The sequence below is a fragment of the Mesorhizobium sp. MC2-1-1 genome, assembly GCF_057597255.1.
The window spans coordinates 3,106,338-3,131,393 of record NZ_CP195205.1 but is presented as its reverse complement, the minus strand read 5'-3'; the positions used below and the strand labels follow the sequence as shown (position 1 = coordinate 3,131,393).

20 protein-coding genes and 3 pseudogenes are annotated in these 25,056 nt (G+C 60.0%); 10 read left to right on the top strand and 13 right to left on the bottom strand.

Annotated elements, in window-relative coordinates:
• The first annotated feature begins 215 nt into the window (after positions 1-215).
• Positions 216-1,244, top strand: a complete 1,029-nt coding sequence (locus tag ACR64R_RS15565) for a LacI family DNA-binding transcriptional regulator (RefSeq protein ID WP_487357237.1) — start codon at positions 216-218, stop codon at positions 1,242-1,244.
• A 595-nt stretch (positions 1,245-1,839) separates the two neighbouring features.
• Here the strand turns inward: ACR64R_RS15565 and ACR64R_RS15560 are convergent.
• Positions 1,840-2,397, bottom strand: a pseudogene (locus tag ACR64R_RS15560) (amino acid synthesis family protein).
• A 270-nt stretch (positions 2,398-2,667) separates the two neighbouring features.
• Between ACR64R_RS15560 and ACR64R_RS15555 the strand changes: the two are divergent.
• The gene (locus ACR64R_RS15555; RefSeq protein WP_487357236.1) at positions 2,668-2,838 is read left to right on the top strand and encodes a hypothetical protein; all 171 of its coding nucleotides are present in this window, start codon (positions 2,668-2,670) and stop codon (positions 2,836-2,838) included.
• Between the two features lie 570 nt (positions 2,839-3,408).
• Entirely contained in the window at positions 3,409-3,684 is a 276-nt protein-coding gene (locus ACR64R_RS15550; protein ID WP_487357235.1) for a hypothetical protein, read from the top strand.
• 620 nt (positions 3,685-4,304) lie between these two features.
• Here the strand turns inward: ACR64R_RS15550 and ACR64R_RS15545 are convergent.
• Together ACR64R_RS15545 and ACR64R_RS15540 are read right to left on the bottom strand one after the other, a co-directional pair.
• A complete protein-coding gene (locus ACR64R_RS15545; protein ID WP_487357234.1) occupies positions 4,305-5,204 on the bottom strand; it encodes an intradiol ring-cleavage dioxygenase in 900 nt (299 codons plus the stop codon).
• Positions 5,205-5,907: 703 nt separating this feature from the next.
• Positions 5,908-6,969 carry a ketopantoate reductase family protein gene (locus tag ACR64R_RS15540; RefSeq protein ID WP_487357233.1) on the bottom strand — a complete coding sequence of 354 codons (1,062 nt, stop codon included), beginning with the start codon at positions 6,967-6,969 and terminating at the stop codon, positions 5,908-5,910.
• Between the two features lie 277 nt (positions 6,970-7,246).
• Here ACR64R_RS15540 and ACR64R_RS15535 point away from each other — a divergent pair, with 277 nt between their 5' ends.
• From ACR64R_RS15535 to ACR64R_RS15515, 5 genes are all read left to right on the top strand, one after another.
• Complete coding sequence (locus ACR64R_RS15535; protein WP_487357232.1) at positions 7,247-8,200, top strand: thiamine pyrophosphate-dependent dehydrogenase E1 component subunit alpha; 954 nt, start codon at positions 7,247-7,249, stop codon at positions 8,198-8,200.
• The gene (locus ACR64R_RS15530) at positions 8,188-9,171 is read left to right on the top strand and encodes an alpha-ketoacid dehydrogenase subunit beta (protein ID WP_487357231.1); all 984 of its coding nucleotides are present in this window, start codon (positions 8,188-8,190) and stop codon (positions 9,169-9,171) included. Before ACR64R_RS15535 ends, ACR64R_RS15530 begins: the two co-directional genes overlap by 13 nt.
• Position 9,172: 1 nt before the next feature.
• Positions 9,173-10,483 carry a dihydrolipoamide acetyltransferase family protein gene (locus ACR64R_RS15525; RefSeq protein WP_487357230.1) on the top strand — a complete coding sequence of 437 codons (1,311 nt, stop codon included), beginning with the start codon at positions 9,173-9,175 and terminating at the stop codon, positions 10,481-10,483.
• 65 nt (positions 10,484-10,548) lie between these two features.
• Positions 10,549-11,802: a M24 family metallopeptidase gene (locus ACR64R_RS15520; protein WP_487357229.1), complete on the top strand. Its 1,254-nt coding sequence runs from the start codon at positions 10,549-10,551 to the stop codon at positions 11,800-11,802.
• A 24-nt stretch (positions 11,803-11,826) separates the two neighbouring features.
• Positions 11,827-12,957 (top strand): CobW family GTP-binding protein, encoded by a 1,131-nt coding sequence (locus ACR64R_RS15515; RefSeq protein ID WP_487357228.1) that lies wholly within the window; start codon positions 11,827-11,829, stop codon positions 12,955-12,957.
• On the opposite strand, the gene ACR64R_RS15510 is transcribed toward ACR64R_RS15515, so the two are convergent.
• Both ACR64R_RS15510 and ACR64R_RS15505 read right to left on the bottom strand, forming a co-directional pair.
• On the bottom strand, positions 12,954-14,657 hold the full coding sequence (locus ACR64R_RS15510) for an extracellular solute-binding protein (protein WP_487357227.1): 1,704 nt from the start codon (positions 14,655-14,657) through the stop codon (positions 12,954-12,956). The genes ACR64R_RS15515 and ACR64R_RS15510 overlap by 4 nt on opposite strands.
• Positions 14,658-14,708: 51 nt before the next feature.
• Positions 14,709-15,098 (bottom strand): putative quinol monooxygenase, encoded by a 390-nt coding sequence (locus tag ACR64R_RS15505; RefSeq protein ID WP_487357226.1) that lies wholly within the window; start codon positions 15,096-15,098, stop codon positions 14,709-14,711.
• 142 nt (positions 15,099-15,240) lie between these two features.
• Here ACR64R_RS15505 and ACR64R_RS15500 point away from each other — a divergent pair, with 142 nt between their 5' ends.
• A complete protein-coding gene (locus tag ACR64R_RS15500; RefSeq protein ID WP_487357225.1) occupies positions 15,241-16,110 on the top strand; it encodes an NAD(P)-dependent oxidoreductase in 870 nt (289 codons plus the stop codon).
• A gap of 41 nt (positions 16,111-16,151) precedes the next feature.
• Here the strand turns inward: ACR64R_RS15500 and ACR64R_RS15495 are convergent.
• Positions 16,152-16,352: pseudogene (locus tag ACR64R_RS15495) on the bottom strand (transposase); the annotation flags it as partial.
• Positions 16,353-16,399: 47 nt separating this feature from the next.
• On the opposite strand from ACR64R_RS15495, the pseudogene ACR64R_RS15490 reads away from it, so the two are divergent.
• Positions 16,400-16,607: pseudogene (locus tag ACR64R_RS15490) on the top strand (IS630 family transposase); the annotation flags it as partial.
• A gap of 92 nt (positions 16,608-16,699) precedes the next feature.
• Here ACR64R_RS15490 and ACR64R_RS15485 read toward each other — a convergent pair.
• The 7 genes from ACR64R_RS15485 to ACR64R_RS15455 form a co-directional block, all read right to left on the bottom strand.
• A complete protein-coding gene (locus ACR64R_RS15485; protein WP_487357224.1) occupies positions 16,700-17,227 on the bottom strand; it encodes a VOC family protein in 528 nt (175 codons plus the stop codon).
• Between the two features lie 75 nt (positions 17,228-17,302).
• The gene (locus ACR64R_RS15480) at positions 17,303-19,813 is read right to left on the bottom strand and encodes an ATP-binding cassette domain-containing protein (RefSeq protein ID WP_487357223.1); all 2,511 of its coding nucleotides are present in this window, start codon (positions 19,811-19,813) and stop codon (positions 17,303-17,305) included.
• Positions 19,814-19,880: 67 nt separating this feature from the next.
• Positions 19,881-20,948 carry a substrate-binding domain-containing protein gene (locus tag ACR64R_RS15475; protein WP_487357222.1) on the bottom strand — a complete coding sequence of 356 codons (1,068 nt, stop codon included), beginning with the start codon at positions 20,946-20,948 and terminating at the stop codon, positions 19,881-19,883.
• Positions 20,948-21,967 (bottom strand): ABC transporter permease, encoded by a 1,020-nt coding sequence (locus ACR64R_RS15470; protein ID WP_487357221.1) that lies wholly within the window; start codon positions 21,965-21,967, stop codon positions 20,948-20,950. The genes ACR64R_RS15475 and ACR64R_RS15470 overlap by 1 nt, the downstream gene beginning before the upstream one ends.
• 21 nt (positions 21,968-21,988) lie before the next feature.
• Positions 21,989-23,047 carry an SDR family oxidoreductase gene (locus tag ACR64R_RS15465; RefSeq protein ID WP_487357220.1) on the bottom strand — a complete coding sequence of 353 codons (1,059 nt, stop codon included), beginning with the start codon at positions 23,045-23,047 and terminating at the stop codon, positions 21,989-21,991.
• Positions 23,047-24,033, bottom strand: coding sequence for a zinc-dependent alcohol dehydrogenase (locus ACR64R_RS15460; protein WP_487357219.1), 987 nt, complete (start codon positions 24,031-24,033; stop codon positions 23,047-23,049). The genes ACR64R_RS15465 and ACR64R_RS15460 overlap by 1 nt, the downstream gene beginning before the upstream one ends.
• Positions 24,034-24,042: 9 nt before the next feature.
• Positions 24,043-25,056 carry a Gfo/Idh/MocA family protein gene (locus ACR64R_RS15455; protein WP_487357218.1) on the bottom strand — a complete coding sequence of 338 codons (1,014 nt, stop codon included), beginning with the start codon at positions 25,054-25,056 and terminating at the stop codon, positions 24,043-24,045.

Below are 25,056 nucleotides of genomic sequence, written 5' to 3'. Positions count from 1 at the left end.
ACCCATAACGTCGCGTCCATTGCTTGGATTTGAGGGGCTTTCACCTCGATCCGACCACCTGGACGGTTCCTTCGTTGCCTTCTCTACCGTGCCGGCTTGCGCGCATGCCAAGGGTGGTTACATCATTTCACATCAGAATCGCGGTCGCTGCTGAGGCGTTTTCGGGAACTGAGTGGGAGCTGCGTGATTTTGATGCTTGCGATGAGGTGCTAGACGTGCGGTCAACGCTGACAGACATAGCCCGGGAAGCCGGCGTTTCTCCGGCCACGGTCGATCGCGTGCTCAATAACAGACCGGGGGTGCGGGCCCGCACGCGCGAGATCGTCATCGAGATGGCGCAGCGCCTGGGCTATATCGGCGAAACGCCGAACGGCGCGCCGCAGCGCGCCGCGCCGGGCCAGACGGTCAGGCTCGACTTCGCTCTGCCGGCCGGCACCAACTCCTTCATCAAGCTCTTACACCGCCACATCGAAGCGCAGGCACTGACGCGGCCCGACCTCGACGTTCGCGTGACGACCATCGAGGGCTTCAATCCCGACCGGCTTGCGCGCCTGTTGCAGGACCTGCACGGCCAGACGCAGGGCGTGGGCGTCATCGCGCTCGATCATCCTACGGTGCGCGAGGCGATCCGCTCGCTGTCGGCCAGCGACATCAAGGTCGTCACCATCGCCTCCGACATCCTGCATGTGCCAAGGGTCGCCTATATCGGCATCGACAACCGCGCCGCAGGCCGCCTGGCCGGCTATCTGCTTAACCGCTTCATGGGCGCCGGTCGCCCAGGCAAGGTCGCGCTGTTCGCCGGCTCGCTTGCATATCGCGGCCATGAGGAGCGCGAGATGGGTTTCCGCCATATCGTGGCCGAGGAATCCCCCAACCTCGAGATCGTCGAGATGCGTGAAATGCTCGACGATCGCGAAAAGGCCTATTCGGAGGCCTCCGCTTTGCTCGAGCGCCACCCCGACCTCGCCGCGATCTACAATGTCGGCGCCGGCAACACCGGCATCGCCCGGGCGTTGAAGGAGCGTGGTCGCGCGAAGGAGATCATCTTCCTAGGGCACGAAGTGACGGATGGCACCAAGGAGCTGCTTCTCGATGGCACTTTGGATGCGGTGATCGACCAGAACCCGCGCGTCGAGGCGCGCGAGGCGCTCAACATCCTTTCCCATTCCGTCAGGGGCCTGTCCTACGATCTGCACCAGCCACGGCTGCAGGTGATTTTTCGCGAAAGCATCCCGGAGATTTGAAGGAGATAATACAAGCGCGAGCAAACCCATTCCAGTAGCGCCCACTCACCGCATACTCTGCACCTGCTTATGCTGTCGGGAGCAGGACATGATTAGTGAAAACCGGCTGCATCCTGCCGAGCCCAGAAGCTCGCTGGCACGCGCGGCCGCCAGTGAAAGATGTTTCCCCGCCGCGTGAGATTCTGGATTTCATGTCGTTGGGCCATTGCCCGAGCAGCTTGTTTCCCGAACTCCGGAGTGCCGTGGGCACCACCGCTGCGCATCGCCAAATGGCGGCGAAGCTCGCGGGGGAGGCTCCCCATGGGTCGGAAAACCTTTTAGATTAACGGCTTGAAGGAGGCTTAAGAGATACTGGCTGGGATTCCTGGAAGCTTTTCGAACTGTCTGGGTCGCGCCTCAACCCGAATTGCGTGCCCTTATGGAGCAACTTGGGACATCAGATTCGGTGTTAGAAGGAATTTGACGAGGCATTTACTTTCTAGCGCAAGTGCCTCTCTGGTCGTAAACAGCAGCCCGAGTCCTCAACAGCTCGGCAGCAATGCGCCTAATGTCCGCCGTTGAGGTAAGCCGCGCCGATGCTCGAAAGTAGACATCATCAATGATGCAGCGCAAGGATCACATCGCTGCATCCTGCTCCATCTTCCTGGAAACGGTCGGCGATCCGCGGATGGAGGCGGCCGCCATCCGCCGCGCCGATGGCACGACGATTTCGTCGGTGGCCGGGCCGTCGGCGATCTGGAAGTTGGCGGTGATGAAATGCGAGCGGCGGCCGTTCTCGCTCTTGTGCATCATCGGCAACGACAGCAGCGCGCCCGGCCCGTTGCGCGTGTTGCAGAATTCGAGATAGGTTGTGCCGCCGACGGCGTCGCGAAACACATTGCCGAACCGCAGCGTATGGATCATGGCTGAGGCGTGTTCGATCTAGCCTGCGACACCCACAGCGGCGGCCTTGCCGTAGCTTTCAATGCGCTCGGCAGGCATGAGCTGGAGGAGGCGACGCGTGAGCTCGTGGCCCAGCTTGGGCGATGACGACAATCTCTGGCCGCAGGTTCTCGACGAAGCCGCGCCCGGCGCATGGATTGCGCAGGATGGCCGCGACGACGATCGACCTTACCGGCTTGGCGCCCGCCGACGCAAAATTGATGCCAGCAATTCGGTCCCGAGATGGGACGGAATGGAGACGGCGGCGTTGGGCTACTCCCACGTCGTCCTTATGGATATGTGCCTACTATTTCGGCAGAGGCGTATATTTGCGCGAGCCGAAGTCCCCCGGTTAGGCCCGGCGCTTGCTGGCCGACCCCGTCAGCGATGCCGGGCCGCTTCCGACCTCCGTCGCCGACTGCGGATGTACCAGCGGCGACGGAGGAGGGCCGGGGCCTTAGCGACAAGGCGTCAAACTCTTCCGCTGCTCCGGTTTCAGCGCATGATTGGTAAACTGCAGGTTCCGATCGTCTCGGCCGGCGGCGCGGCACTCGTGGCAATAGATGATCTGCAGATCCCAATGCAGACAGCGCTGATCCGGCCCGAACCGCTTCACAAGCTCAGCGACATCAAGGACCGCCTTGCGCCGGCAAGTGAGGCAGTAGACCGATAGGCCGGTGCCCGCCGCCAGCTTCCCGCCAAGCGTGCTCTCTGAAAACGGGTATACCTTGCCCATGGCGATCCTCGTGAGTGGGTCGCCGCACCGGTCAAGGAATATTTTCCTAAACCTGGATCGCGCAAGGCATTACGTGGCGGAGCTAACCCTACCGCCAGGCCGGTGCCTTTCACGCAATTTCCCACCCCAACGGAAGGAAGGGTGCCGGCCGCCCCGCACCAATGGCGATCGTTCAACTTGAGTGTTTAGCGGAAACGCGTCTAACCGTTTCGTTTTCCGGTCTGCCCGGGCGAATGTTCAATCCAGTAGCGCCAGTGGGTGGGGTGAACAGTTAGCGGAGTTCCAGTGATGGCGTGCTTCCAACCATGCACCGTCCTTTCACACGGAAAAACGAGCGGATGCATGCCCTCGTCATCAAGAACTGCTACGTCCAGACGGCAGAAAAATGGCGCGCTGAGGATCGTCTCCCACATGTAAACAGCATGCGCCTCCTGCCCCATGCATGCTTTGATCTCAGACAAATATTAGCGCAAGCTTGACGACGACGTTGACCGCGCCAGAATCATCATGGCAATGGTCAAGGACAACAGCATCAAGGTCGGCGACGAGGTGGCGATCACGGCAACCGTGCGCAAGCGCGTGACCGAGGACAGGGTGAGCGTCCTGATCCCGTCATACGACCAGCCACATTCGATCGTGGACACGACGCCTCACATAAGCAGCGGACAGACGATCGAGCTGAGAGGCCTAGTCACGCGCGTCGACGATGAAACGGTGACCGTCGGCGGCAAGGATCTCGGGATCACGGTCAAGCGCAATGCCGTGCGGCTTGTCACGACCTAAGCGGACGAAAGGCCCGACACGTCCAGCAGGCGCCTCATAACAAAGCCGATTATCGGCAAGCTGTGTCATTCAAGGACGGAATGACTGGCATCGGCCTTGCAAGGCATGATTGCCGGGTTGATCTCCGGCAGCTCGTCGGGCTTGAGATAGTTGTTGGGGGCCTCGCCCGGCGAGTTTCTGCCAAACCGGTGGAACGTAACCAACCGTGATATTCATGCAGCCTCGCTAATGTAACCTTCGCTCCAGCCCACTCTCCGTACCGATTCGGTCAGGCCCGGCGGTTCAACCCTACGCCCCCCAACGCGGAACTGTCGGGCCGCCTACGGGCAAGGCGTCCAGCCGTTGCGCTTTTCAGGTCTACCCGGGCGAATGTTCAACCAGTAACGTCAGTGGGTGGGGTGAACAGTTAGCGGAGTTCCAGTGATGGCGTGCTTCCAGCCGTGCGCCGTTCTTTCAAAAGGAAAGATGAGCGGATGCATGCCATAGTCGTCCAGAACCGCTAGGTCCAGACGGCAGAAAAATGGCGCGCCGGGATGGTCTCCTACCTAGCCGAAACAGCGTTCGGACGCTATGCGCATATTGGGATGCTTACCGGGTCCAAGCTCCGGGATTTTTAAATCTCATTCAAATGCGGAGTCAGCCCGATCAGACGCGAGGATGAAATTGTATTCCACGTCCCAAAAGGGGCCGGCAAAGCCCAACCCCTCTGATGCGCTTGGGTCCGTCACCCATTTGAATTCCGCAAGCAGGCTTTCTTTAACGCCGAAGACCGCATCCGAATTGATGTAGGCGTCGTCCTTGTCGAAGATGTGGGTGGTCAGCGTGTTGAAACCGTCAGCTTTGAGAATGAAGTGAAGATGCGCCGGACGATGAGGATGTCGACCGAGCGTCTGCAACAGTGTCCCGACCGTGCCGTCATTCGGTATTGGGTAGAATCTGGGCTTCGCCGCGCGGAACCAGTAGTGGCCGTCCGCGCCGGTGCGAAACACGCCGCGGAGGTTGAAGTCGGGCTGAATGCCTTTTTGCTGTACGTCGTAGAAGCCTTCGTCATTGGCCTGCCAGACATCTAGCAACGCATTGGCCACTGGGCTGCCTTCGGTGTCGAGGATGCGACCATGGATCACCATGTCCTCGCCCTTGCCATCTAGGCAGATGTTGGCGCCCATCGGCAGCTCTGGCGCGTTCGCGACGTAAAAGGGACCGAGCACCGTGGATTGTGAGGCGCCAGTGGGTTTGCGGTTATTGATAGCATCGACCAGCATAGACACGCCGAGGACGTCCGACAGTAGGATGAATTCCTGACGCCACTCGTTGCAGAGTTGGCCTGTCCGGGTCAGGAAAGTGATTGCCTCCATCCATTCCTCCTGCGTCGGCTCGATCTCCTTCACGGCTTCGTGCAACTTGCGAGTAATCACTTCCATCACCTGCTTCAGGCGCTCGTGCTTTGCATTCTTGTTGCGGCCTGTCACGACCGCGACCGAATTCTCCTCGGTGAAAAAACCTAGTTCGTGTTCATCCATCGTTCGCCTCCCGGTAGGGCTTTTCTTCGCGATATCGGCTGCCTGATCGAGGTCGCTCTCCGTCAACTCCACGCCCCAGTCGTTGGCCAACCGGGCAAGTTGGCAAAATCGTAGAGCGCCTGACCTGGCGACCCGCCAAAGACAGCGGTTACCGACTGCGTCAGATTGGTTACCGCAACTGTGTTGAGCCAATCGTATACGGGAGCATGGCCGCGTGCGGCTCGGCATGCAGCGTGTCGAAGCAACTCAGATCTTGTGATCAGCGCCATACCCTAACCTCTGCCTTAGCCTGCGGCAGCTATGTTACAGGGTAAGTCGATCCGGCAGCTCTTACCAATCGAGCGCTCCAGACAAGCCATCTTATAAGTGCCACAGGCCAGACGCGTTGACCGATCCAAGATTTGAGGCGAATATCTGATGCCAGCTCTTTCTTGGAGCTGTCGTCTCAGCGAGGCACTGGAGGGCATGATCACGAACATCGCCGACGGACTATGTGCTCGGATCGTCGCTATCCTGCGACGACCAGCCAGCAACATGTGGTTGGTGCTTTTTCTTTTCGTTGTAGTTTTTTATATTGTCGTCAACGTCTATTTGATACTCTGACGGACAGTAAAAGCGCAAATGCAAATAGATGGCAGCGTGCCGGTCGACCACCTTCGGCAACCGTCTGCAGCAAGCGAGAACTTCCTCTGCGCTGGATAGCCTACCGGCGTTCGGCGTTCGGCCACAAGGCTTCGATGAGGAGTTCAACGTTCTCAGGCTTCGCTTCAAGTCTACCTTGCTCGATTTCGATGGCGAGTTCCACAACACGTCTGTTGACCGGAGCATCCTGTCCGTGAAGCCTGAGCGTCTCCACAACCCAGCCATTCACCTCTTGGACTTCGGCGCGGCGACCTTTTCGCCAATCCTGTAAGGAGGTGGTCAGCGTGTCCGGCTTGGAGAAGGTGGTGAGGACCTCTTCGAAGATTCGGTCTACATAGCGTTCAGGATGGTTTGTCGTCACGGGCGGCATCCCAATGATCGGGACGATCCGGGCGCCATCGGCCAGCGCGGCATTCATCGCCTCGTAGCCCGCCGCCCGCATGACTTCGAGCATACCCGGCGCCCTGGCCGCGTCTGCGAGTGGCATATTGAGGATCGCCGACGGCAGCAGCTCGGCTGCATTCACCACCAGTTTCATCCATTTGGCGGAACGAATATCGTCGGTGATCTCGACCCTTCCAGCATTTCGCAGCAACTCGGCAACGGCCTCCACCCGAGGTTGAGTGACTGGATCGAGGGCGCCGAGGGCGAACCAGGAAGTGGTGCGGTCATTCTGCCGGTTGGTGACGCCGGGTGTAAACATGTTGGAGGCGATTTCGATGACCGCTCCCACGGTGCGTTCTCGACCGACGACTTCGGCGATGTCTTCGTGCGTCATGCCGTTCTGAAGCCCAACGACAAGTCCGTCGGGGGCAAGGCAGGACGAGATCAACTGCGTGGCCCACTTGGTGTCGTAAGCCTTGACCACGAGGAAGACGAGATCGAACGCTTCCTTGACCTCGGCAACCTGACATAGATGTAACGCCGGAACCCTGGCATTGATTGTTTGGGCAGGCAGGTTGACCGTAATGCCGTGCGCACGGATTGCCTCGACATGCGCAGGCCATTGCTCGATAAATGTGACATCGAGGCCGGCAAGCGCGAAATCGGCTCCGATGGAAGCACCCTGGGCGCCCGTTCCCAGGAAGGCGATGCGCGGTCCACGACCCTCAACCCGGCTCATGATTGGCTCCTCCGTGGCAGAACGATCTCCTCTTGTCGCGGGGATCTTGAGAGCAGGCTCTGCCGACTGACGCGCGGATGCTCGATAGAAGATTCTCAAACTGAGAAAATTGCATCGCAATAGCTCCGGTTTTGTCTGGCAGATTCCTATCCTGACAAGATCGCGCCGAGCACAGGCGCGGGAGGAATCGAGTTAGATCATGGCAGCTTCAAGAGCGGGCGCGCGACAGCGCAACGCCCTGTCGAACGACGATATCGGCATCGACAAACGACTTGAGATGTTCCGGCTCCAGGTCGAGATCAGGGATTGCGAGAAGAGGGCCTACGATCTCTTCCTTCAAAATCTCATCAAGGGCACGAGCCATCTGTCGCTAGGCCAGGAAGCGATAGCGGCGGCGTTCGGAGCCGCAATGCAGCCGGGCGATAAATCCTTTTGCACGTATCGCGGCCATGCCCACACGCTGGCGCGTGGCGTGGGTATGGAAAAAATGCTCGGAGAGTTGATGCTGCGCGACATCGGACTGATGCGTGGCAAGGGCGGATCCATGCATCTGACTTCAGTCGAGCATGGCGTAATGGGTTCTTATGCCATCATCGGCGGCCATCTGCCGATCGCATGCGGCTCGGCCTGGAGGGCGCAGTATCTCGGTGATCCGGATGTTGCCGTCTGCTTCTTCGGCGACGGGACCACCAATATTGGCGCTTTCCACGAGGCCCTCAATTTCGCCGTCGTGTGGAAGCTGCCCGTCGTGTTCGTCTGCGAGAACAATCTTTACATGGAATACACACCGATCGGCGATGTCACCGCAGTTCCGCATCCCGCGGGCGATCGCGCGAGCGCATATGGGCTCGAGCGGATTGTCATCGACGGCAATGACGCCGACATAGTCTACCGCAGCGCGCGGACAGCACTGGAACGGGCCCGTGGCGGCAAGGGGCCGTCACTGATCGAATGCCTTACCTATCGCCACTCAGGCCATTCGCGGGCAGATCCCGCCAAATACCGGCCCGATGGCGAACTCGACCGTTGGCTGGAGCGCGATCCCCTCAAGATCTATCGGCAGCGCCTCATCGATTTCGGTATCCCTGCGAACGAGATTTCCCGCATTGAAGAGCGAAGCCGGGAAAAGGTCGAGGAAGCCACGGCCGCGTGCAAGGCTTCTCCGCCTGCGCCCGAAACGCTCCTCACCGCTGATGTTTATGACGATGGAGGCTGGGCGTGGCGGAACTGACATACCGCGACGCAGTCGCGCGCGCCATCGCGCAGGAAATGCGCCGAGACGAGCGGGTCGTGTTTCTTGGCGAGGACGTCGCCAAGGCCGGCGGGGTTTTCAAGGCCACCGTCGGACTTCTGGAGGAATTCGGCCCGCGCCGGGTGCGCGACACGCCGATATCGGAGCAGGCGATTCTCGGCGCGGCAATGGGCGCGGCAATGACGGGCCTGCGTCCGATCGCCGAGATCATGTTCTCGGATTTCATGGCAGTGTGCTTCGACTATGTGGCCAATGAATTTCCCAAAACGCGTTACATGACGAACGGCCAATTGTCGGTGCCGCTGGTGGTCCGCACCGGCAATGGCGGCGGCGTTCGCTTCGGCGCGCAGCATTCGCAATCGATCGAGAACTGGTCGATGATGATCCCGGGTCTTAAGGTAGTGGCCCCATCCTCGCCGGTCGACGTCGTCGGCCTGATGGCGGCGGCGGTGCGCGACAACAATCCCGTGATCTTTCACGAGCACAAGGCGCTCTATTCTATAAAGGGCGAGGTGCCGGACGGTGAGATTGTCGACACGCTCGGCACCGCCAAGGTCCTGCGCTCGGGCAGGGATTGTACGATCATCGCCCTTGCCATGATGGTGCCCAGGGCGATGGAAGCGGCGAAGCGTCTTTCGGCGGAACACGGTATCGACGCCGAGGTGATCGACGTGCGCTGCCTGGTGCCGCTCGATACGCAGACCATACTGGGGTCGGTCGTGAAGACCGGAAGGCTGTTCACGGTCGAGGAAAATCCGCGTCTGTGCGGCTGGGGCGCCGAGATCGTCTCGATCGTGGCGGACGAAGCGTTCTGGGATCTCGACGGTCCTTGCGTGCGGATCACCACGCCGCACATCCCGCTGCCCGCCGCCGACCATCTTGAGGACATTGCCCTTCCCACGGCCGACCGGATCGTCGAACGCGTCAGCCGCGTCATGAACGGGGACTGAGATGGGCGCCAATGTCGTCATGCCACAACTCGGCGAGACCGTTGCCGAAGGCAGGATCGTTAGCTGGTTCAAGAAAGTGGGCGACACCGTCACAGCCGGCGAACGCCTCTTCGAGGTCGAGACAGACAAGGTAACTATCGATGTCGAGGCCATTGAGGCAGGCACGATCACCGAAATCCGCGTCGGCGATGGCGCAACGGCGCCTGTGGGCGCGGTTGTCGCCATCTTGGGTGGCGCATCGGCCAACGAGCCAATCCCCACTCCCAAGGCTGAGAAGCCGACCGGCGACAAGGCCAGGGACGTAGCGAAGGCCGCACCGTCGCTCATCGCCTTTGAAGAGGTCCGCACCTCGCGAGGCCTGTTCGGCAAGGCGCTGCAGGATGGCATACGCGTTACTCCTTTAGCGCGTCGACTGATTGCCGAACAGGGCGTCGACTTAAAGGGCCTTCTGGCCGACCGAAGTAACAAGGGACTCGACCGCATCGCAATGAAGGATGTGCAGGCTTATCTGTCCGAGCGTGGCACGTTCCGATCGATGGCGCCGCACGCGGCGACGGCCGCCCCTGCGTCCCTCTTGCCGCCAAGCCTCCCCGTCGGCCCGCGGGACCAAGTCGTAGCTTTTTCGAACATAAGGCAACGGACAGCCGATCGCCTGGCGGAGAGCTGGCGGACGATCCCGCACGTGTTTCAGGCCTTGGAGGTGGATTTCACCGCTGTTGATACCGTGCGCAAGCTGCAAAAGGATGCCTTCAAGGCAGAGCATGGCCTCGCGTTGACATTCCTACCCTTCATCACAAAGGCGGCATGCATCGTGCTGCGCGAATATCCCGAAATAAATGCCCGGACGGACGGCGCTCGCCTCATTCGCTGCGGAGACATCAACATCGGCATTGCGGTCGATCTCTCCCATAAGGGTCTCGTTGTGCCAGTGCTTCACAACGCGGACGAACTGACGGTTGCTGGCATCGCCAAGCGTCTTGGCAGGCTGGTGGAGAAGGCGCGCACCGGCAAGCTCGGCGCCGACGATATGGCTGGCGGCACTTACTCGATCACCAATAACGGTGCGTTTGGTACCCAGTTCACCGCGCCGATCATCAACGCGCCGCAGGTCGCCATCCTGTCGAGCGACGCGATCCGGCTGCGCCCCGCGGTGGTTTCGACGTCGGCGGGGGACTTCATCGCTCCCCGAATGCTTGGAATGGTTGGACAGAGTTTCGACCATCGTGCCTTCGACGGCGCATATTCCGCGGCCTTTCTGTCCCGGCTGAAGTCGGTGCTCGAAACACGAAAGTGGGACCAGGAATTCGGCTGACGCGACACGGCATACTGTGACCCGTTCGCGCTCGCCCTTTGCAAGGACAATCGGAGGAAATCGCCTTGAAATACAACAGTCCACATTCCACCGCCGCCTATGGCGCCCAGGCAAAGGACTGGGAGCAAGGCATCGACTACCATCGGCTTTCCAAGGAGCGTCTGAGGCGGGCGCAGGAAGCGATCAAGTTCGCCGGGCTCGGCGGAGTGCTCTGCTTCCATTTTGACAATATCCGCTATGTGACCGCGACACATATTGGCGAGTGGGCCAGGGACAAGTTTTTCCGCTACGCGCTGTGCCCTGCCGAAGGTTCCCCTTTCCTGTGGGATCCAGCACCTCCGGCAAAACGCATCTCATCACCGTGGATCGCCGACAACGTCGCGGCGCCGATCACCACCATGCAGGGCGCAATTCCACCGGGCATGAATGTCGCACGCGACTTCGCCCGTCAGATCAAGAAGGCGCTGGTGCATTACGGCATCGACAAGGAACCGCTTGGTATCGATATTATGGAAATCGGGATGATCCGAGCGCTCGAGGCCGAGGGTATCGAGATCGTCGATGGCCAGCAGGCGCTTCTTGACGCGCGCGAGATCAAAACCGGTGACGAGGTAGAACTATTGAAGATGGCTGCCGCCATGGTCGACGCCACCTATGTCGACATTGCGCGCGCTATCCGGCCGGGCACCAAGGAAAACGAGCTTGTCGCCATTGCCAACGACCGTCTGTTCCGGATGGGATCGGAGCGCGTCGAATGCGTCAACTCGGTGTCGGGCCGACGCGGGCGGCCGCACTCCCATACCTTCTCGGATCGGATGATCCAGCCCGGTGACATGATATTCCTCGACATCATGCATTCGTTCAACGGCTATCGCACCTGCTACTACCGCACCTTCATCTGCGGTGAGCCGAACAAGCATCAGATCGATGCTTACGAGACTGCCTCGAAATGGATCAGCGCCTCGATCGATTTGATCAAGCCGGGCATCACGCCCGACGAGGTTGCCGCGGTCTGGCCCGACGCACATGAATTCGGCTATCGCGATGAGGAAGAGGCATTCCTGCTGCAATACGGCCACGGCGTGGGCTTGTCGCTATGGGAAAGGCCAATCTTTTCCAAGCGCTTCCGCGGCCAGAACACGGCACTCCAGGAAGGCATGGTCTTTGCTCTCGAAACCTGGAAGGGTGCCGAGGACGGCTCGGGTGCCGCTCGCATTGAAGAAGAGGTGGTCGTCACCAAGGACGGATGCGAGATCATCACGAATTTCCCCTCGGATCGGTTGATCTCTTGCGGCCTGCCGGGCTGCGAGGTGTTTTGATGCTCCCCAAGTGGAGGTCCTGAGATGCGAAATGTCGGAGGCCGGATCCAAGCGCGGTTGCCGGTGACGCTTGTCACCGGCTTTCTTGGCAGCGGCAAGACGACAATGATCAATGCCGCTCTGAAGGCTCCGGGATTGCGCAACACGGTTGTCGTGGTCAACGAGTTCGGCGAGGTCAGCCTCGACCATTCACTGGTCGCCAATTCGAGCGACGCCGTGGTGGTGCTCGAAAACGGATGTCTCTGCTGCACCGTGCGCGGCGACCTCGTGTCGACACTCAATGAGCTCTACCAGGCCCGCATGGCGGGACGCATGCCGCCCTTCGACAATGTGGTCATCGAAACCTCGGGGCTGGCGGAGCCCGGACCGGTGGTGCAGGCCTTCCTATCAGAACCGACGCTAGACGGCCTATATCGCGTGGCAAGCATCGTTACCCTGGTGGATGCGGTCAACTGGGAAGAGACGCGCCAAAATCACGACGAAGCGGTGCGGCAGGTCGCTCTTGCCGATCAGATCCGCATCACCAAGGTCGATCTTGCCGGGTCAGGTACCAAGGAGCAGTTGCTCAACGCGCTCGCGCGTCTCAATCCGGCTGCCAAGATCGGACCGATGACTTGGGAGACTGCGGATATCGCGGCGCTTTTGACGACAAAGGGCTTCGACGCAGCCGATCCAGGCGCCGATCCTCGGCCGTGGCTTTCACTGTCCCGCTACCAGGCAACCGAAGCCGCCCACTTGTCACAAGACAATTGCGCCCACGAGCACGAGCACGATCACGCTCATCTTGCTGCCAAGGATATCCAATCGTTTGTGCTGTTGAGGGACGAACCGGTATCGCGCGCTGAATTGCAGTTTCTGCTTGACGGGATCTCGCAGAACCTGGGGCCAAGCATGCTGCGCGTCAAGGGTCTAGTCAATGTTGCGGAGGAGCCGGGCCGCCCAGCGGTCATCCAAGGCGCTCAGCACCTGCTTCATACCATGACCTGGCTCGACAAGTGGCCCGACAAGGACGAGCGCACCCGCGTCGTCTTCATCACCCAAGGCATTCCACATAACAGTCTTCGCGAGGTCATCGAATTGCTGGACCGCATGAGCGCGAGGACATTCAAGGCGCGCGAAAAGGCGAGGGCTATGCGGCAATCTCCTGGCCGTTAGTAGTAGCCTGCCTCTCGCATGATCTTGTCGATGCGATCTTGCGCCCGATCCAGTGCTTCCTGGTCGGAAATCTCGCCGGTAAGGGCCGCATAGATTTCGCAGCCGATGATTTCCTCGACGAGGTGATATTCGGGGATGGGCGGGCGCTGCCAGTTCTGCAGTTTGTTCTTCTTCGCGAGCCGATCGACGAAGCGGACGATCGGTGTCGAGGCGGCGGCCTCCGGGTCCGCGCTGACAGAGAATCGTGGCGCCACCGGAAAGCCATTCTTCACATGCTCCTTCATCGCCGCCGGCGAGGCCATCCAGGAGATCGCCTCGAAGGCCAGTTTGGCTCGCTCGGGCGGCAGCGATTGCGGGATCATCAGCAGGAAACCGCCGATCGGGCTGACGCTCGTCCCGCCCGGTCCGTGCGGGTGGGCCAGATATTCGACCTTGCGCTTCACCGCCGAGCGGATGTCGTATTCGAAGCGCGCGGCGCGCATGGTCCACGTATAGGCCATGGCCGAATGGCCCGTCATGAAATATTCGAGCCCCCGGTTCCAGTCGATATCGAGGATGTCCGGCGGCGAGATCGACAGCAACCTGTGCATGAAATCCAGCGTCTTTCGGCCGGCTTCGGTGGCAAGGCGAGGCCGCATCTGCTCGCCCGAGAGCTGCGAATAGTCCATGTAGAGCCGCGCGGTGGGAAGATTGATGACGGCACTGCCGCAGCAGCCCATGAAGAACATGAAGGAATGGGCGATGGGCATGCCGCGCGCGGCGTTCCAGACCACGCCATTGAGCCCGCGATGCGGCTGGTGCAACTGCCTGCCGACTTCGATCACGCGGTCGAAGCTGGTCGGAGCCTGCAGCTTGTAGGCCTCCAACAGATCCTTTCGGATGGCGAGCGTTTCGATCGTGCAATAGATCGGCACGCCATACTGAATCTTGTTCCACGACCCGGTGGCCCAGATGTTGGGATGGAAATCGAGAGGATTGATCTCGCTTTTCTCCAGAAACTCAGTCAGTGGCCGACAGACATCGCGTGTGACCGCCTCGCCGAGCCACGGCATGTTGACGGCGATGACATCGTACTTGCTGCGTTTCCTGCGCGCGTTCTCGAACACTTCCGCCTGAAGCCGGGGAAGCGGTACAAGCGTGAAGTTCTTCCTTGATGAAAGTTTTGCCCGGAAGTCCGACCACATGTCCCGCATCGAGGCGAAGTAGTTATCGTCATGGAGCAGGAATTTGAGGTCCTCGCCGGAGTCTTGGCTGCTCGCCATGATCTCGAGGGGCGGAATGATCTGGCCCGCAAGGTATGAACCGCCGAAATAGTAGTCTTCCTCGTCTCCGTTTCCGGATTTCAGTCCGAACGTCTCGGCCAGCAGCGCTTTGACCTTGCGAGCGTACTCCGTGAAATTCTCGATCAGCCGGGCGCTGGGAACCAGGTAAAACGTCCTCGATCCCGGCGTCTTCTCCTGCTTCTCGACCTCGCCCAGCTCAATAAGTCGGTGGACACGCCGCATGGCGCTTGCGAAGGGAACCTCGGCCGACTGGGCGAGCGACGACATGCTCACCGTCTGGCCGCGAAGATAGCTCCGCATGAGGAATATAACCATGTTCCAGTTCTGGTCCGGCTCGGCGACCGGCAGGAGCTGGTCATAGGGTTTACGCATCCGTTCCAGAAAGCTGATTATCCGCAAAAGCTCGTATTCGGTCATGTGTTCCGGGCCTCCCAACCGCCTGTCATTTTGTTATCGACATGATGGCAATCAAGGCTCGCGTGCCTCTGCCCTCCCTGACGGCTGCGTTCGGGGTGTGGACTGAGCGTTTCCTGTGGACGGTCCGCTGACGGAGGCACCATCGCGCGATGCGTCCGCAACCAGATCGAAGAACTGGATGTCGATGTCCGCCTGAAGGTAGTCGCTTCGGTTTTGCCAGAACCACTGCGATTGAGGGAGGGCCCCGTTTACATCGAAATCGGTCTTGCTCACCCATTGCTCGTAGATCATCAATCGACAAGCATCCCTGGGGTCGGCATGAAGGTGGATGGCTAAGCAGCCCGGGCTTTCGAGACTCGGGACGATTACGTTTTGCAGTGCATCGATCGTCTGCGCGAGTCGATCCGGCTGAGACCGAAGGAACGTGAGTACCCCGATCATCAAAGCCTCCCTTCCTTGATATTGGCATCCTAGGATCGCTGCCGTCTATCGCCGCGCAAATGATTCTCAAAATGAGAATTAAACACGACGTTTCGTAAGCCTTCCGGTTTACCACGAGGATTAAACCGGGAGGAGATGGATCATGGCGACGGGAATATTCCGAGCCGTGGGCTGGATAGGTCTTGGGAAGATGGGCCTGCCCATCTGCGGGCGATTGAAGGCTGCAGGTTTGCCGGTGACGGTGCTGGCGCGCAATCAAGACGGCGCGGCGAAGGCCGAGAGGGAGGGGTTTCCAACCTGCGGAAGCCTTGACAAGCTTGCGACGTCCGAGGTCATCTTTTCCGCAGTTCCCGATGATGCGGCGCTGCTCGGCCTGATGACCGACGGGTTTCTTGCCGCACTCCGGCCGGCCCATGTCTTCATCGACATTTCCACGGTGTCGCCGGAGGCTTCGGCCAAAGTTGCCCGCAAATTGGCGCCGACCGGGGCAGCCTACTTGCGTGTTCCGGTGTCCGGATCAACGACTCATGCGGCCGCAGGTCAGCTGACAGCCATGGCCTCTGGACCGAGGTCCGCATTCGATGATGTACAACCGGTCCTGACCGCCTTCTGCGCCAGACAGTTCTATCTGGGGGCAGACGATCAGGCCCGTTATCTAAAGCTTGCGATTAATTCGATCCTTGCGGCCAACTCCGCCCTAATCGCGGAAGCGCTCGCGATTGGCGAAGCGGGCGGATTGCACCGATCCGACATGCTTGAAGTGATGACGCAGAGCGCGATCGCCACGCCGCTGCTCGGCTACAAGAAAAACAGCCTGATCAAGGGCGAGTATCCCGCGGCGTTTTCGGTAAGCCAGATTATGAAGGACCTCGATCTCGTGCTTGAGGTAGCCCGCGCCGATCACATTTCCATTCCGGTGAATGCGATCGTCCGGCAACGTTTCGAGCAGGCTTATGTCGAAGGGCTCGGTGACGATGACTTCTTCTGTCTGTCCGGAGCGCCAAAGATCTAAAGTCTTTCACGCTTTGATGGAACGTATCTAGCGTTAGCGAACTACTTGCCGCATTCGGCGGGCTCGATTGTTTCGACGTGGCGGCCGATGTGTCGCCAATTCTCCTCGACGGTGCGTTTCTGGGCCTGGCGCATCCAGTGTTTGATCTTGGCGAAGCCCTGCTCGATCAGATTGAGTTCCGGCGAGTAGGGCGGCAGATACCAGAGCCTCGCGCCCACGGCCCTGATCATTTGCCTGATGGCCGCCCTGCTCGACATAGGCGCGGAAGCATTGGCCATTGATTGGCCGTCGAAGACGCCAACGATGGCGATCCTGGCAGGGCGGCCTAGATCCGCAGGTGTCTGGTCTTCATCGACGAGACCTTGATCAAGACCAACATGGCTCCGCTACGCGGTTGGGGGCCGAAGGGTAAGCGGCTACGCGGCCTGGGTCCGCACGGTCACTGGCGCACAATCTTTCTCGGCGCGCTGCGCTGGGATAGGCTCGCCGCACCTTGCGCAAACTCTTCAGCAAACTACAGTCCCGACAGGATGGAGGCTGGCCGTTCGGCCGTTTTTGAACGCCTTACATCCTCGCCTCGTCGTACTGGTTAAGCGTGCGCACCCTTGGGCATCGCACGCCACAGACGGTGAGGCGATGTGTTCTCGTAGCCAAGTTTGTCGAAGCTTGCGATCTCTAGGATTTGCCCCCAGGGTGCACGGAAATAGATCCAGTGAAAACCGGCGAGCGGACCGTCTTCGACCAAGTTGGGTCCGTCCAACATTTCGACACCCTGCGAGCGAAGCCGTTCGGCCGACTCGAAGACGTCGTCAACTTCGAAGCACATGTGCATCCCGCCAATCTCCGATGGGCGCCTCGGCACTACGCCCTTGTCCTCGCCTTCATACTCGAAGAGCTCCACGCTTGTTCCCTCACCGCAACGCAGGAATACCAAGTCCCTGATTCGCGAGTGCGCCGATGCGCCCAGCTTGTTCTTCATGAAATTCTCGTCGACATCAAAAGCGCCCGTCCGGAACACCTCGACAGCGCCGAAGATGGCCTTGAAGAATGCGATGCCTTCCTCGATGTCCGGTACCGTAATGCCGATATGGTGCATACCGTATACTTTTTCGGCCATGTTTCTCCTCCTGGTCGTCCGCGATTTCGAGTATGAAAGCATCGCACCGTCACGCATGTCGGCGGCTTGCGTTCCTCAGAGCGTTGCCCGTCGCTGCACAGCCGAATAGATCAGGGCAGCGATGACGATAAGGATGCCCTGGAACAGATATTGGTATGTCTGCGTCAGGCCGAGAAAGGTTGCGGCATTGAGAACCTCGGTGAGCAGAACGGCGCCCAGCACCGTACCTATGAAGGTACCGCGTCCTCCCGTCAGGCTCGTTCCTCCGAGAACCACTGCCGTGATGCTTGAAAGCGTGTAGTTCACGCCCTGGCGTGGGTCGCCGACACCAATCTGGGTCATCAGCATGATCGCTCCGAGCGCGGTCATAAGCGAGCAAGCGATGTATCCGCCGATGAAAATGAGGTCGACGCGCGAGCCCATCCTGCGAGCTGACTCTTCGTCGGAACCGACCGCCCTCAGGCGCCATCCGGCTTTGGTCCGCCGCAGAACCTGCTCGGCGCAGATGGCGATAGCCACGAGCACGAGGAACGCTACCGGGAATGGTCCCCACTGCCAGTTGATCCAATCCGTGGCCGTACTACTGATGTAGCCATCGGGATTGTCGCGCAGCAGAAAACTGAAGCCTTGTATCGCGATGTACATGGCCAGCGTCGCCGCGATCGGCGTGAAGTTCGCGTAGCGTATCAGAATCCCGTTCACGGCACCTGTGATCAAAGCGCCGATGAACATCAGCGCGAAGCCCGCGATCATCACGAACGTCGACTTGTCGTCGTTGATGAAAAAGGAAGCCACGACCACAAGGAAGCCTGCGAGTGGCCCGACCGACAGGTCGATGCCGCCCATCAGCAGGGCGATAGTCTGCCCCAACGCGATGAATCCGAGCGCCGTTGCCAAGAGGAAGATGTTGTAGACATTGTAGGCAGACAGAAAATTCTCATTCTGACTGTAGACATACAGCCCGAGCAGAATGGTGACGAAAGCCAATGGCACAGCCGGGGCGTTGTCAGTCTGCAGAAGGTGGCGAAAGGCGCCGCGCCTTGATGCATGCGCATTCGAAATACTTTCGCCGCCATGCGTTTCCGCCCTGACGGCCGCGGCGACGATCCGCTCCTCGGTTACATCGTCGCCCGTCAAGGTTTCGACGATATGCCCGCGCGACATCACGACCACCTTGTCGCAGAGGCCTTCCAGTTCGACCGCATCCGAAGAATTGACGACGACCGGGGTTCCCGCTTCCGAAACGCTACGCAGGATGCGGTAAATCTCGAAGCGCGCACCGACATCGACACCCTGCGTAGGTTCGTCGGCAATGATGATGCCGGGATCTGACAGCAGCGCGCGCGACATCACCACCTTCTGCTGGTTGCCGCCGGAAAGCGACAGGATAGGCGCTTCCATGCTCGGCGTCTTGACGGCCAGCTCGCCGAAGATAGACCGGACCCGACTGAGTTCTTCCCTGGAGCTGACGATGCCGGCGACCGCAAATTTCTCCAGCGCCGAGAAAGTCGCGTTCTCCCTGACGGTCAGTCCGCTCGCCACGCCTTCGACATGTCTATCGGATGGCATGAAGGCCGCCTGGCGAAGCAAGTCGGCTTGAGTGGTCGCCTTGCCACGAAGCGCTATCGTACCACCGCCCGCCTCGAGGCCCGCAAGCACGCGCATGAGCTCCGACTGGCCGTTGCCAGCGACGCCGGCGATTCCAATTATCTGACCGCGCGGCACGTCGAAACTGATATTATGAAGACCCCTTCCGCTCACGCCAGACACTGAAAACGCCGTGATCTGGCCAGACCCGTGCGATTTCGGCGGGAAGGCGGATTCGAGCGTGCGTCCGACGATGAGACGCACCAGATCCATGTCGCTTATATCGTCAACTCGCGCGGCGCCGCGGACGCGACCGTCTCGCAAGACTGTCACGCGGTGGGCGATCTGGCGCAACTCAGCCAATCGATGTGTGATGTAGATGACAGAGGTGCCGGTCTTGACGACTTCACGGATGCGGTCGAACAACATATCCGTCGCTTCCTGATCGAGAGACGCGGTGGGCTCGTCGAGAATCAGTACCTTCGGTTTGAGCGCAAGCGCCTTGGCAATTTCGAGCAGATGCTTCTGGGCGACTGTGAGACCCTCGGCCCGCATGCGCAGCGGCAGTTCCAAGCCAACGCTTGCCAGCATGCTCTGTGCCGCTGCCTGCGGCTGCGGGCCGGGAAAAAGCGACGCAGGCAGCGCCATCCGCAGATTTTCCATAACCGACAGATCCTCGATTATGGCGGGATGTTGGAAGCAAGTGGCAATGCCGAGTGAGGCGGCCATTTCTGGCGTCATTTGTTGGATCGGCCGACCCTCGAAGCTGATCTCCCCCTCGCTTCGAGCAAGAGTGCCCGAAATAATGTTCATCAGGGTCGATTTGCCCGCGCCGTTCTCGCCCAGAATGGCATGTACCTCGCCAGTATAGAATTCGACATTGACATCTCGAAGCGCCGGGACGCCCGAGAAGTACTTGTATATGCCTTCCAGACGGATCGTCACGTCGCCGTGGGTCACCGTCTCAGGCTTGGACGCCTTGATGCTAAGTGCCGCCATACCGCTGATCCGACCTTGCGTAAGTTTGCCCGGAGGTTGCCCTCCGGGCGTTTGCCAATGTCTGTCGTTATTTGCCGACGGCCTTGGCCTGGTCTTCGGCCGGGAGTTCCGAAGACAGATAAATGGCTCCCGGCAGGTCCTTGCGGCATTGCACGGCATTCGGCTTGCCGGTCACGGAGTCCTCGAAAGCCGGGGCCTTGAAGATTTGATCAGCTGGCGGCTTGCCGCCGGTAGCGAGCGCCACGGCCCACTGCACGGCAAGCCGGACGTTGTCGTTGCCGGTTGCGACGGTGAAAAGTTTGAAATCCGGATTCTTGGCCTGGTTGTCCTGCCAGAAGCACCCAAGCGAATTGCCGTCCGAAGTCGCCAAAGCCGGGATCGATTTGTTCTGCTTGTTGAACAGCGGCAAAGCGCCCACCAGCGAAGGTCCGAAGTCGGAGACAATAACGTCGATCTTGGCGTCCTTCGAGATCTCTGCCGTGAGCACCTTTTGGGTAAGAGCCGGATCCCAGTTGGTCACCGCGAAAGGCTCCGGGTTGACGAATTTATATTCCGGACCAAGAACTTTCTTCATCCCCTTCAATTCGTCCAGCCCCTGGCTGTTGCCTGCCGGGCCTGAGAGGAACAACAGGTTCCCGCCCTTGGGCAGGATGCTCTTGATCCACTTGCCCCAGGTTTCACCGTCATCGACAAAGGAAGAGCCGATGAACTTCGAGTAATTCTGGCCTTCCTTGCCACCAACATTCACGCGATAGGGCACGATGACTTTGCCGGCTTTGAAGACGCTCGTAATGGCAGGAAGGACGGCGGGACCGGCGTCACCGAACACGACGAGGGCATCGATACCTTTCGCCGCCATGCTCTTGATGTCCGAAATCGACTTCTGTGTATCGCCTTGTCCGTCGGCGTATTCGTATTTCGTGATGCTGGGGCAGAGTTCGACGGTCTGCTTGCCGGAAGCCGTCGTCACCTGACGCCAGCTGTTGCCGCCATAGCCGTCAAGCAGTGCAAGCGTGGCCTTCTTGGGGCCGCACCAGGAAGGCACTTCGGCGCGCGCGATGTTGGTGGATCCGAGCGCCATGACCGTGGCAGCCACCGAGAATGCCAAGCTCTTCGCAAGAACAGAGTATTTCATTATTTTTCCTCCACATTTTTTGACCCAGTCGATTTCCTCACGTTTACCCTCCAGCGGATCGAGTAAACACCTATGCCAAAACCCAAAGCCAAGGCCTGGATGATGGTCTGAGCCGAAAACGGCACACCGACTGCCAGTGCGAATTGGCTCAATTGGTTTAGAAAAAAGGCGGATATCACCGTGGATATCGGATAGCCGCGCCCGCCCAAAAGGGAGGTGCCCCCGAGCACGACCACCGCAACGGACGGCAGCAACAGACTGTCGCCCTGGAAGGCGGTCGGCTCGCGCGTAATTCCGGCAATCAGCACACCGGCCATGCAGTAGAGAAGCTGCGCATAGACATAGGCCATCATCCTGTGAATACGCACGTTGAGGCCCGCGGCGCGACCCGCAAGCGGATTGGCGCCGATTGCTTCGAACCTTCGTCCGACAACTGTTTTCTTCAGGACAAAGGATACGAGGGCGAGCGCGGCGAGCGCGAAGAAGATCGAGTTCGGAAAGCCAAATGTTTCGCCGCCAGCGATCTCCGCCAGCAGATTTGTGGTGATCGACGGGACTCCGCCGGAGACCGCGAAGACGGCGCCGTAAAGCAATGCATTGGTGCCGATAGTGGCGATTATGGCATTGAGCCGGAAAATGCTGACAAGCACGCCGTTGAGGAAACCGGCAGCCAGCGCAAAGGCCATGGCCAGCAGGACCGCCCGGTAAAGCATGGCGTCATTCTGCTGCGGATAGTGCGTCGCAACCACAACCGAGAGCGAAACTGCGCCCGGTAGCGACAGATCGAATCCGCCCTGTTGAACCACCAACAACTGACCGAGTCCGACAATGGCGATGATTGCCGCGAATGGCAGGCTTCCCGAGAAGGCGCCCAAGGAAATGCTCGAAGGTGCAAAAATCATGCACACGACGAGTAGCAAGAGCGTCGAGAGGATGACCGTCACGAAGCTCCTGGCCAGCGGCATTGCGCTCACGATCGGTTGGGGAAGAGCATCTGGTATAGTCGGGGTCGCGTTCATTTCAGTGCGCTCTCCCAAGCGCTAGGGCAGCACTTTGGCCGCGCGGAACTTGTCGAAGGCGTCGGTGAAGGACCGCAAGGAGTTCTGGTAGGCCGTGAAGCCCATGTCGCGGCTCTTGGTCATGTCGGTGAAGTTCTCAATGACCCGGCCTAGATCGGCGTCGCTGTGCCACCAGGACGCGACCTTGTTGAGCGGGTTACGCTGAAGTCCATACTTCGCGACGATCTTGTCCCAGACCGGCTCCATGCCCGCCATCTGCTCTTCCAGCGGCTGGGCGTGGCCGGGATATTTAGCCGCGGCGACGCCGAGATGCCCAGCCAGCTTCGGCCATAGCCAATTCCAGCGGAAGACCTCGCCATTGACGATGTTGAAGGCATTGTTGCGTGCCGCGGGCTCAGTTGCCGCCCATAGGAGGTGTTTGGCGATGATCCTGCCGTCTGTGACGTCGACTACGGCCTCATATTGCTGTTGCGAACCAGGAAAAACGAAGGGCCGCCCGGTCTCTTTGCAGATCGCTGCATAGGCGCCAAGCGTCGCCGCCATGTTCATCTGATTTCCGACCGCATATCCGATCAATGTGTGAGGGCGATGCACCGACCAGCCAAAACCCTGGCGCTCGGCCGCAGCGAAAACCTCGTCCTCCTGATCGTAGTAAAAGTTCTGATAGGCCAGCCGCGGCTGTTCCTCCCGAAAGGGCGTTACTGGCCTGGCCTTCGCATAGGCTTCGAAAGGTCCCATGTAGTGCTTCAATCCAGTCACTAGCGCGACGTGTCGCAAAGGCTTGCCATCCATGGCCTGCAGCAGGTTGCGGACCATGCCGGCATTCACCTGGCAGTTTTCCGCCTCGGTGGGCTGGCGTAGCCAGGTTGTGATGAAGACGTCGGTTGGGTCGACGTCGGCTAGTGCCTGGTTGACAGCACCCTTGTCGGTGAGGTCCACCGCAATGTGCGCGACGCCGCTGGGCAGGTCGTGCTTGTGGCGGGAGAGGCCGGTCACTATCCAGTCTTCCGCCGTCAGGCGCTCTGCCAAATGTCGGCCGATGATCCCGGAAACGCCGGCGATCAATGCATGGCGAGCCATCAGTTCAGTCCTTCCGTGCTGAGCGTTACCTTGATGCAGGCTTGCGGATTCTGACCGAGATCGAAGGCTTCGACCGCATCGGTAAGGTTGAAGTGGTGGGTCTGGATGGGCGACAGGTCGATGGCGGTCCTTTCCAGAAAGCGGATTGCTGCTGGCCAGACACCGGGCGAGCCGATGCAGCCACGCACAGTGAGGTTCTTCATCTGGATGAGCCCGAGATTGGCGGGGATTTTCTGGCCTATGTTGATGCCGACCATCGACATGCGCCCCTCCTGCGCGGCGTATTCGAACGCCGCCGCGAGCGAAGCGCTGTGGCCAGCGGCTTCAATCACAAGATCGGCGCCACGACCATGCGTGATGTCCTTGATCCGCTCTGCCGCTGTCGACGGGTCGATCGCTTCCGATGCGCCGAGCTTCAGCGCGACGTCGCGGCGGGTCTGGATCGGATCGACAACGACAACATTGGCGCCCATCCCAATCGCCGCAGCTGCTGACACCAGGCCGATCGTGCCGCCGCCCGAGACCACCACCGTCTCGCTGGCGTTGGTTCCGCCGGAGCGTAGCACGGCGTAGAAGCCGCAGGTGAAGGGCTCGATCAGGGCGCCACGATTGTCGTCGACGCTGTCCGGCAGTTTGTGCAGCCAATCGGGGTTTACGTTGAAATACTGCCGATCGGCGCCATCCATGGAGAAGCCGAAGTGGTGCAGGCGCTCTGGCGTGCGAACCACGCACTCGCCGACAACGCGGTCCCCCACGCGGAAGTTCTTGACGGCCTTCCCGACTTCCACGATCTCGCCGCACCATTCATGCCCAGGCGTCACAGGATAGGAGATGGGAATGATGTACCGCCCAGCCAGGAGCTCATAGTCCGAATGGCAGATGCCAACAGTGCGCGTGCGCACCATAACCTCGGTGTCGTCAATGACGGGCATCGGAACATCAACGACGACCGGTTGATCTGGCTTTTCAAAAACAAGCGCCTTCATGGTCTCCTCCTAGACTGCTACGACCGCCCCATCCTGCTCTGCGGAGGCAATGATGGCTTCGAGGATCGCGATGTTGTTGACGAGTTCTTCTCCGGTAACCGGATACGGCGCCTCGCCGCGCACGGCACGGGCAAACGCCACGAGATTGTCGCGAACAGGCTCAGCTGGGGCTACTTCCTCCACCGTGATTGGCGAGCCCGTTTCGGCTGATGTCACGACCCAACCCGCGGGGGACTCGACGTGCGCCTTGTCGCGGATGTCGATCCACCCCTTGGTTCCAAACACGGCGAAGCGCGAGACGAACGGCGTCACGAGCGTCGCCGAGATATAGGCCGTGCCGCCTGACTTGAAGCGGATGTGGGCGCTCATCGTGTCACCTTGCGGAAAATCAGAACCAAGGTTCTCGCAGGAGACGCGGACGTCGCGCGCCGGACCGAAAAGTGCTGTCGAGAGGTCGGTAAGATGAATGCCTGTCGCGGTCATGCCGGCCACGGGTGCTTCCGCGGCATTGAGTCGCCAGTTGTCGGCATTGAGGGTCAGGAACTTGTCGTGACTGAAATTGGCCTCAACCTGCAGGAGGCGACCGAGCTTACCGGATCGGGCAGCTTGAAGCATTTCCGCAACCGGCGGCTCCCAGCGGCGCTCGTGGCCCATGCCGAGCACGAGATTTCTTGCGCGGCAGGCTTTGACCGCAGCCTCTGCACCTATTCGGGTGTGGCTCAGGGGCTTCTCGCAGAAGACATGCTTGCCGGCAGAGACCGCGCGCTCGATCTGCTCGGAGTGCAGCGAATGCGGCGTTGCGAGAATAACTGCCTCGACGCCCGGATGGGCCAGCGCTCCTCTGTCGTCCGGATAGCAATTTAATCCGTTCGCGGCTGCGAATTCTGCTCCCGCTTGGCTGGGCTCGGCGGCGCAAACGATCTCTATCTCGTCGGGAGCCTTCTGAAGGACAGCGGTCATCTTCTTGCCCCACCAGCCGAGGCCAATCATCGCGACTTTTACAGGCGGTTTCTTGCTGCTCAT

What these genes read in the sequence shown, in the direction of transcription:
- ACR64R_RS15555 (WP_487357236.1), top strand. Translation starts at nt 2,668, where the DNA reads ATGATTGGTAAACTGCAGGTTCCGATCGTCTCGGCCGGCGGCGCGGCA.
- ACR64R_RS15550 (WP_487357235.1), top strand. Translation starts at nt 3,409, where the DNA reads ATGGCAATGGTCAAGGACAACAGCATCAAGGTCGGCGACGAGGTGGCG.
- ACR64R_RS15545 (WP_487357234.1), bottom strand. Translation starts at nt 5,204, where the DNA reads ATGGATGAACACGAACTAGGTTTTTTCACCGAGGAGAATTCGGTCGCG.
- ACR64R_RS15540 (WP_487357233.1), bottom strand. Translation starts at nt 6,969, where the DNA reads ATGAGCCGGGTTGAGGGTCGTGGACCGCGCATCGCCTTCCTGGGAACG.
- ACR64R_RS15535 (WP_487357232.1), top strand. Translation starts at nt 7,247, where the DNA reads ATGTTCCGGCTCCAGGTCGAGATCAGGGATTGCGAGAAGAGGGCCTAC.
- ACR64R_RS15525 (WP_487357230.1), top strand. Translation starts at nt 9,173, where the DNA reads ATGGGCGCCAATGTCGTCATGCCACAACTCGGCGAGACCGTTGCCGAA.
- ACR64R_RS15515 (WP_487357228.1), top strand. Translation starts at nt 11,827, where the DNA reads ATGCGAAATGTCGGAGGCCGGATCCAAGCGCGGTTGCCGGTGACGCTT.
- ACR64R_RS15510 (WP_487357227.1), bottom strand. Translation starts at nt 14,657, where the DNA reads ATGACCGAATACGAGCTTTTGCGGATAATCAGCTTTCTGGAACGGATG.
- ACR64R_RS15505 (WP_487357226.1), bottom strand. Translation starts at nt 15,098, where the DNA reads ATGATCGGGGTACTCACGTTCCTTCGGTCTCAGCCGGATCGACTCGCG.
- ACR64R_RS15500 (WP_487357225.1), top strand. Translation starts at nt 15,241, where the DNA reads ATGGCGACGGGAATATTCCGAGCCGTGGGCTGGATAGGTCTTGGGAAG.
- ACR64R_RS15485 (WP_487357224.1), bottom strand. Translation starts at nt 17,227, where the DNA reads ATGGCCGAAAAAGTATACGGTATGCACCATATCGGCATTACGGTACCG.
- ACR64R_RS15480 (WP_487357223.1), bottom strand. Translation starts at nt 19,813, where the DNA reads ATGGCGGCACTTAGCATCAAGGCGTCCAAGCCTGAGACGGTGACCCAC.
- ACR64R_RS15475 (WP_487357222.1), bottom strand. Translation starts at nt 20,948, where the DNA reads ATGAAATACTCTGTTCTTGCGAAGAGCTTGGCATTCTCGGTGGCTGCC.
- ACR64R_RS15470 (WP_487357221.1), bottom strand. Translation starts at nt 21,967, where the DNA reads ATGAACGCGACCCCGACTATACCAGATGCTCTTCCCCAACCGATCGTG.
- ACR64R_RS15465 (WP_487357220.1), bottom strand. Translation starts at nt 23,047, where the DNA reads ATGGCTCGCCATGCATTGATCGCCGGCGTTTCCGGGATCATCGGCCGA.
- ACR64R_RS15460 (WP_487357219.1), bottom strand. Translation starts at nt 24,033, where the DNA reads ATGAAGGCGCTTGTTTTTGAAAAGCCAGATCAACCGGTCGTCGTTGAT.
- ACR64R_RS15455 (WP_487357218.1), bottom strand. Translation starts at nt 25,056, where the DNA reads ATGAGCAGCAAGAAACCGCCTGTAAAAGTCGCGATGATTGGCCTCGGC.